The 7857-nt window shown below is 62.1% G+C and carries 7 protein-coding genes and 1 pseudogene; 4 read left to right on the forward strand and 4 right to left on the reverse strand.

From position 1 onward, the window contains the following. The 3 genes and pseudogenes from ACSFE6_RS30220 to feaR all read left to right on the forward strand — a co-directional run. Positions 1-182, forward strand: a pseudogene (locus tag ACSFE6_RS30220) (hypothetical protein); the annotation flags it as partial. Further along, positions 179-1129, forward strand: a complete 951-nt coding sequence (locus tag ACSFE6_RS30225; protein ID WP_435431038.1) for a PDR/VanB family oxidoreductase — start codon at positions 179-181, stop codon at positions 1127-1129. The pseudogene ACSFE6_RS30220 and the gene ACSFE6_RS30225, both read left to right, overlap by 4 nt. A gap of 155 nt (positions 1130-1284) precedes the next feature. Further along, positions 1285-2205, forward strand: a complete 921-nt coding sequence (gene feaR / locus ACSFE6_RS30230; RefSeq protein WP_435431039.1) for a transcriptional regulator FeaR — start codon at positions 1285-1287, stop codon at positions 2203-2205. 137 nt (positions 2206-2342) lie between these two features. Here feaR and ACSFE6_RS30235 read toward each other — a convergent pair whose 3' ends face one another. Next, positions 2343-2972 (reverse strand): response regulator transcription factor, encoded by a 630-nt coding sequence (locus ACSFE6_RS30235; RefSeq protein WP_433741438.1) that lies wholly within the window; start codon positions 2970-2972, stop codon positions 2343-2345. A gap of 260 nt (positions 2973-3232) precedes the next feature. On the opposite strand from ACSFE6_RS30235, the gene hpaC reads away from it, so the two are divergent. Continuing rightward, positions 3233-3742 (forward strand): 4-hydroxyphenylacetate 3-monooxygenase, reductase component, encoded by a 510-nt coding sequence (gene hpaC / locus ACSFE6_RS30240; RefSeq protein ID WP_435431040.1) that lies wholly within the window; start codon positions 3233-3235, stop codon positions 3740-3742. A 119-nt stretch (positions 3743-3861) separates the two neighbouring features. Here hpaC and ACSFE6_RS30245 read toward each other — a convergent pair whose 3' ends face one another. From ACSFE6_RS30245 to ACSFE6_RS30255, 3 genes are read right to left on the reverse strand one after another with little or no spacing between them, the layout of a single operon-like run. After that, positions 3862-4875: a phosphotransferase enzyme family protein gene (locus ACSFE6_RS30245; RefSeq protein ID WP_435431041.1), complete on the reverse strand. Its 1014-nt coding sequence runs from the start codon at positions 4873-4875 to the stop codon at positions 3862-3864. A gap of 9 nt (positions 4876-4884) precedes the next feature. Further along, positions 4885-6162 (reverse strand): aspartate aminotransferase family protein, encoded by a 1278-nt coding sequence (locus ACSFE6_RS30250; RefSeq protein WP_435431042.1) that lies wholly within the window; start codon positions 6160-6162, stop codon positions 4885-4887. Beyond that, complete coding sequence (locus ACSFE6_RS30255; RefSeq protein WP_435431043.1) at positions 6155-7468, reverse strand: amino acid permease; 1314 nt, start codon at positions 7466-7468, stop codon at positions 6155-6157. The genes ACSFE6_RS30250 and ACSFE6_RS30255 overlap by 8 nt, the downstream gene beginning before the upstream one ends. Positions 7469-7857 lie beyond the last annotated feature (389 nt).

A 7857-nucleotide genomic window follows, 5' to 3' on the forward strand; every position in this document is an offset into this window, starting at 1 on the left:
TGCCTGACATGAACCCGATCCTTGTAGGAGCGAGCTGGCTCGCGATGGACGAAAACGATGACGCTGGAAACCTGACACCCCGTAGCGGCCTCAGGTTCATCGCGAGCAAGCTCGCTCCTACAGGGGGCCGTAGTCCAAGCAATGTGTTTAATCGAAACAACAGTATTCAGGTGATTCCATGATGAAGGTGAAGATCGAAAGGATCGTCGACGAAGCGCTGGATATCCGTTCCTTTCGCCTCGTGCGCAGTGACGGCCAGCCGCTCGACACCTATGAGCCGGGTGCCCACGTCGACCTTACAGGCCCGACCGGTGTGACCCGCCAATATTCCCTGTGCAGCCCGCCACAGGACCGCCGCGCCTATCTGGTGGCGGTGAAAAAAGAGCCGCAATCCCGTGGCGGATCGCTGGCGCTGCACGAGCAGGTAGAGGAGGGCATGGAGTTGGAAATGGGTGCGCCGCGCAACCTGTTCCGACTCGATCCCGCTGCCCGTGAACACGTGCTGTTCGCCGCCGGTATCGGCGTGACACCGCTTTTGAGCATGGCCTATCGACTGGCAGAAAGCGGCCAACCCTATCGCCTGCATTACTTCGCCCGTTCGGCCGAATACGCCGCGTTCACCGAACTGCTGGCGACGAATTTTGCTGACCATGTGGAGTTCCACTATGGCGTCGAGCCAGGCGACCTGGACGCGGCACTCAGCGAATGCCTGGCCCGCGCCGGCAACGACGCCCACGTCTACACCTGCGGCCCGGCACCGTTCATGAACAAGGTGGTGGAAGTGGCGGCCCGCAGCCGTTCCGACGACGCCATTCACCTCGAACACTTCGCCGCCGATCCCGCTGCCAACAGCGCGCCAACCGGTAGTTTCGAAGTGGAACTGGCCAGTTCCGGCGTGGTACTCCACGTTCCGGCCGATTCCAGTCTGGTCGACGTGCTGCAGGCCCACGGCTGCGACATCGACACCGAGTGCCGCGAAGGCATCTGCGGCACCTGCATCGTCGAGGTGCTGGACGGTGTGCCGGAGCACCGTGACAACTGCCTGTCGAACAAGGAAAAGGCGTCCAACAAGCAGATTTGCGCCTGCGTTTCACGGGCACTTTCCGCTCGTCTGGTATTGGACATCTAAGCGCTTAAACGGCTGGAAAGCCGACGCCGGAGCCTGTTGAATGGGCGCCCGGCGGCCGCCCAGGGAGGAATTGGCCGGAACATGAAAGATTTTTAACGAACCGCTCGACGAAGCGGTCGGAAAATAACAACAAAAAAACGTGAGGCTTTGCGGACATGATTACAGCATCGGCGGTGCGCAATGAGGCGTTCGAAAGTTGGCTGAGCCAGGTTAACCAGGCCTGCGGGCGTTTCGATGCCCGCGCGCTGGATTCCGATTTTTATGGCGAACTGGCGGAGTTCCACGGTGGCGCGATCAAGCTCAGTGTGGTCGACATGGCGCACGTGCACCTGTATCGCACCAGCAAGGACGTCAGCGTCAGCAGCGATGGTCATTACTACGCGGTGTTCCAGTTGCGCGGCAGTTCGAACCTGGAACAGGGCGACAACCGGGCGCGGCTGGGCTGTGGCGACATCGCCCTGATCGACGCCAGCCGCCCGAGTGACATGACCTACAACGAAGACTCACGGCAGTTGTCGCTGATCATGCCGCGCCAGGTGGTCGAACGTGGCTCGCACTTCAACGCGGTCAACTGCGCCACGCGTATCGCGTCCAGCAGTCCATTGGCGGCGATGGCCAACCGGTTGGTGCTGGAAACCCGCCAGCAGGAAGGGCTGGACATGCAGGAAAGCGAAGCGGTGCTCGATGCCCTGGCCAGCCTGCTGCTGCCCGGGATCAGCGGCCGTGACAGCAATGGCGATATTCACGAACGGCAGTTTCGCAAGATTATCGCGTTCATTGACGAGCACATTAGCGACGAAGAACTCTGTCCCGAGCTGATTGCCCGGGAAGTGGGGATTTCCGTGCGCGGGTTGTACCGGATGTTCTCTAAGCGCGGGCTGGTGGTGGCGCAGTACATCAAGCATCGGCGCCTGGACTTCTGCGCGGAAAACCTGCGTCGCTCGGACGTCGAGCAGAAACTCTCGGCGCTGTGTTATGCCTGGGGCTTTTCCGATTCCAGCTACTTCTCCTCGGCCTTCAAATCGCGCTTCGGCGTGTCGCCTGGTGCCTATCGCAAGCGCTATAGCCAGAATTGATGGCGAAATTGCTGTCCTCATCGCTAGCAGGCTAGCTCCCACAGGGATTTTCGTCGTACACAGATTTTGTGTTCGCTGGAAATCCCTGTGGGAGCTAGCCTGCTAGCGATGGCGACCTCATGGCCGCCACAAATTCCTCAATGCCGCACCGGCTCCTCACCCGGTAAATGCAGCACCTCGCGCACCAGCATGGCAATGCTGCTTACGCCCATCTTTTCCTTGATCTTGGTGCGGTGCACATCAACGGTTTTCACGCTGATGTTCAGCTCCCGGGCGATCACCTTGCTGGCCTTGCCATCGATCACCAGCATCAACACCTCGCGCTCGCGGCTGGTCAGCAGGGCCAGCTTGCCTTGCAGGTTCTGGCGCTGCTCCTGATCGGCCTGGGCGTGCACGGCGGCTTTCAGGGCGGCCTGGATGCGGTCGATCATCTGCTGCGGGTTGTAGGGCTTCTCGACGAAGTCCAGCGCGCCATTCTTCATGGCCGTCACCGACATCGGAATATCGCCGTGGGCCGAGACGAAAATGGTCGGCAAGGTGCTGCCGCGCTGGTTGAGGATTTCCTGCAGCTGGAAACCGCTGGTTTCCGGCATGCGCACGTCCAGCACCAGGCAGGCCGGTTGCTTGGGGTCGTACTGGCTGAGGAACTCTTCGGCGCCGGCAAAGCACTGCGCCTGGACGCTGACCGACTCCAATAACCAGGCCAGCGAGGTTCGCAGGTCCTTGTCGTCGTCAACGATGTAAACAATCGGTTTGCGGGTTTCCATCTGGGCTGCCACAGGAATTTCTAATTATTGTTTTCGCTCACGAGCACGCGCGGCGGACATGGGCTCATCTTTTTGGAGCCAGATAGCAGAATACCCACTGTGGCCCGCCCTTGCGATAAAGAAACCACCTAGTCGACTAGCGGAAAGCCTACCTTCGCGTGGGGATCGTCAGAATGGTTGCGCGCGGCGCCCGGCCTTACTCTTGTTCCATCACCTACGGACCGCAAACGAACGGTCCTCCTGAAGGAAGGGGCAAAGACATGGCCGACCTGAGCCAGCAGCAAATCGACTTTCGCAACGCCATGGCGCAACTGCCGGCCGCGGTGAACATCATCACCACCAACGGCCCAGGCGGTCGTTGCGGTATCACCGCCAGCGCCGTGTGCTCGGTCACCGATTCGCCGCCCACCGTACTGGTGTGCGTGAACCGCAACAGCGCCACCCACGACGTGTTTCGCGCCAACGGCCATCTGTGCGTCAACGTGCTGTGCGGTGAGCAGGAAGAGCTGGCCCGCCACTTCGCCGGCATGACCAAGGTGCCGATGGCTGAACGCTTCGCCTGGGACCTGTGGGACGACGGCGCCGCCGACGTGCCGGTGCTGCGCGACGCCCTGGTGCAACTGGAAGGACGGATCAGCGAATGCAAGGAAGTGGGGTCGCATTCGGTGATGTTCGTGGAGCTTACGAAAGTTGGCGTGCGCGAACCGCGTGACAGCCTGGTGTACTTCAACCGCCTGTTCCATCGTCTGGAACATGCCAGCGCGGCTTGATTAGACCGCGTTATCGTTCATCGCGAGCAGGCTCGCTCCTACAGTGGATCTTCAATGAACACAAAATCTGTGTCCGACCAAGATCCTGTGGGAGCGAGCCTGCTCGCGAAGGCGGTCTATCAGGCTTGCAGATATTCCCGAGCCAACCGGCAAGCCCGTTCAATCAGCATCGGCGCCATTTCAATCGCGGTCTGGGTGCCTTGGCGGGTGTGAATCCAGCCCAGGTACGTGGTGCCGCGCAGCATCAGGAACAGCGCCAGCGTCCGGCGATCCGCTTCAGTCAGCGGCTTCACCGCGTGATAGCCCTCAAGCAGCGCCGACTTGATCTGCTCATAGCGCGAGTCGTCCAGGCAGAAGTACAGCGCCGTGGCCAGTTCGAACATGTGCCAGCCAAACCCGGCGTCGTCGAAGTCGATCAGGCGCAGGCGCGGGCCTTCGATCAGCAGGTTTTCCGGCACCAGGTCGGCGTGGATCATGCCGAAGTTGTCCAGGTGCCGGCCGTATTGGCGCAAGTCCCGACGGGCCGTGCGCCGCGCCAGTTGCAACAGATCCCGTTGCTCTTCAGTCAGTTGCTCCAGCTCCCAAAAACGTCCCCAGAACGGATTGGCGCCGATCAAGCCTTCTTCATCCCAGGCATGCCGGACGAACTCGTCCGGCTGCTGCCAATGGGCGGAGTGCAAGTGAATGCGCGCGGCAATCGCTCCGGCTTCGGTGAACAGGAAGTCGATTTCCGTATCGGCCTGCACACCCGCCTCGGAGGTTCCGGCGGTTGCACCCGGCAACCACGCCAGCATGTCGACGTGGCGTTCGCCGATGTCGGCATGACTGACCTCGATCAAATGGCGCTCGTCCTGGGCGCGAATGATCTGCGGCACGGTAATCCCCGCGCTTTCCAGCGCTTCCATCCATTGCAGCTCCGAACGCAGCGCCGCTTCGCAGTGATAGCCGTTGCGATGGATGCGCAGGGCGACCCGTTGGCCGTCGTGGCGGCGGGCGGAGAACACGGCGTTCTCGCGAAACTTGACCAGTTCAATGTCAGCAAAATCGCCTTCCCAGTGTTGCAGGGCGTGACGCGCCAGATCGTGTAAATGAGCGACCTGCTGGTCATGGCTCAGGGTGTTGAATTCAGTCATGAAAGATCCTCAAATCGCACTCAGTGCCTGGTCCAGGGTGTCGACGAACAGGTCGGCGTGTTCGCGGCTGAACACCAGCGGCGGCCGTAGCTTGAGAATGTTGTCACCGGCGCCGATTTTGCTGATCAGTACACCGTTCTCGCGCATGTCGTTGACCACCTTGCGTGCTTCCAGCCCGGCGGGTTCCTGGGTGGCTTGGTCGCGCACCAATTCCATGGCGAAGAACAGGCCCTTGCCGCGCACATCGCCGATGATCGAGTGCTTGTCGGCCAGTCCTTGCAGACGCTGTTGCACGTAGGCGCCGACGTCCTGTGCATTGCGCAGCAGTTGTTTGTCTTCAATCTCGTCCAGTACCGCCATGCCCACGGCAGCCGCCACCGGCGAGCCGCCGAAGGTGTTGAAGTACATGGCGTTGCGCCCGAAGGATTCGACCAGCGCCTTGTGGGTGATCAGCCCCGCCAAGGGATAGCCGTTACCCATGGGTTTGCCGAGGGTGACGATGTCCGGCGTCACGCCGTGGGCCTGATGGCCCCACAGGTGCTCGCCGGTACGGCCGAAACCGGATTGCACTTCATCGGCAATGAACAAACCGCCCGCCGCGCGGATCAGCTCCGCGGCTTTGGCAACGAAGCTGGCCGGCACCCGTGGCAAACCTTCGTTGGCGAACAGGGTGTCGATCAGCAGTGCGGCGGGGCGAATGCCCTGGGCCTGCATCGATGCGATGGCGGCGGCGATATTGGCCGCATATTCCTCGGCCAGTTGCGCTTCGCTGGTGCCTGCCGGTGCGCGATACAGGCACGGAATCGGCACGGCGCGGGCGTGGGCGGCGAAGGGCTCCGGCGAGGGCAGGGCGGTGGTGACTTCGGCCAGGGACGCGGAGTTGCCGTGGTAGTTGTAGTCACTGACGATGATCCCGGTGCCGCCGCTGGCGAAGCGTGCCAGGCGCAGCGCCAGTTCATTGGCCTCGCTGCCGGTGCAGGTGAACATCGCGGTGTCCAGGGGCTGGGCGAAGGTAGCGGTCAGGCGTTCGGCATAACGCACCACCTGCTCATCCAGATAGCGGGTGTGGATGTTCAGGGTGGTCGCCTGGCGATGTATCGCCTCGACCACACGGGGGTTGCAATGCCCGACGCAGGGCACGTTGTTGTAGACGTCCAGGTAGCGGCGACCGTCGACGTCGAACAGCCACACGCCGTCACCGCGCACCAGGTGCAGGGGCTTGTCGTAGAACAGTGGCGAGGCGCTGCCGAGGACGCGGTGGCGGCGTTGCAGGAGAGTATCAGGCATGGTCTGGAACCTCGATGACAGGTGCGCGGCGAGTGCGCAGCAGGAAGTTGAAAATACACAGCACGAAGGTCACGCCGAGGGCGATCAGCATCTTCACGTCAAGTTGGAAGCAGGCGGCGATCACCACCAGCGTGAGCGCCAGGCCCAGCCAGGCGACCACTTTGCCGCCGATCAGGCTGAAGGGACGGGGCAGATCGGGTTGGCTGCTTTTGATGCGCAGGTACGCGCCGAAGATGAACAGGTAGCAAACGTTGAGCAGCAGCACGACCGCGAGCATCACGGTGGCGGGATCGACCTCGGACAACGGCAGGCCGATGGCACCGATCAACAGCAGCGCCGGGTAGGGAGTACCGCGTTTGCCGGTCTTGCCCAACCATTGCGGGAACAGGCCATCGCGAGCCATGGCGAACAGCTGCCGGGAGGCGGCATACACCAGGGAGAAGAAGGTGGCGATCAGGCCAAACACGCCGCCGCAGCCGATGACCTTGGCCAGCCATGAACCTTCGCCGAAGGCGCTGTTGCTGGACATCGCCGCGTACAACGGATCGCCCGCGCTGCCCACCAGTTCAACGCCGCCAGCGCCGGGGGCACAGACCAGCACCACCAGTGCGGTGACCAGCAGAGTGCCAATGGCCGCCAGGATGCCGCGAGGCATGGTGCGACCGGGGTTTGCCGCTTCTTCGGCCGCCGAGCCGGTTTGTTCGACGGTGATGAACAGCCAGATCGCGAACGGTACGCAGGCGAAGATTCCGCCGAGGCTGATCGGTGTGGCGACATTGGCCGGCAATACCAACAGGTTGCTCAGCTCGACATGTGGCGCCATGGCCACGCCGAAGGTCAGCAGGGCAGCGACCGCGATCACCCCGGCGATGAAGGTCAGGCCCATGGCCTCACCGACACCGCGCAGGTGGATGCCGATGATCACCGCGAACAGGGCGATCTTCACCGTCCAGCCGCCAATACCGAAAATCGACTCGGTGTAGGCGCAGATGAAGGTCGCGGCGGCGCCGGTGCCAATGGTCAACGCCAGCGCGCAGGCCACACCGACCAGATAACCCACGAATGGCCCGAATGCGGTTTGCGCATAGACAAACACGCCGCCAGCGCTGGGCAGGGCGGTGGAAAGCTCCGCCACGCACAACGCCAGGCCACCGCACAGCAGCGCCATCAACAGCGTGGCGATCAGCATGTTCAGCCAGCCACCGGCGGCCAATCCGAAGTTCCAGCCGGAAAATTGCCCGGCCACCACCAACGCAATTCCGAGGCCGGCAATCTTTGGCCAGCCCAACGCACTTTTCTTGAGCACAGAAGTCTCCCGCAGCCCGAAGGCCGATTTATTGTTTTAGTGAGATATGGAGGGGGTTCAGCGTTGCTTGCACCCAGACAAACCCGGCAAGGCTGCGGGTTTCGTGCTGGGGCTGGCTTCGATACTACGCGCAGGGTGCGGCGCGGCATGTTTGCGTGCATGCCATGTAGTTGATTGTGGGTGCCAGATTGGTACGGAGAAACACCCCCTGTGGGAGCGGGCTTGCCCGCGATGGCGGAGTGTCAGTCACTATGGATGTTGAATTTGATGGCCTCATCGCGGGGGGGGAGGGGGCCCCACAAAGGCAGGGGGGGGAAAAACAAAAAAGGTTGGCGGGAGAACCGTTTTGTGGGGGGGGGGTCACTCAAACAGACAGGGACCCGAAACCG

Source organism: Pseudomonas baetica, assembly GCF_051216495.1.
In the GTDB taxonomy this organism is placed as follows: Bacteria; Pseudomonadota; Gammaproteobacteria; order Pseudomonadales; family Pseudomonadaceae; genus Aquipseudomonas; species Aquipseudomonas baetica_B.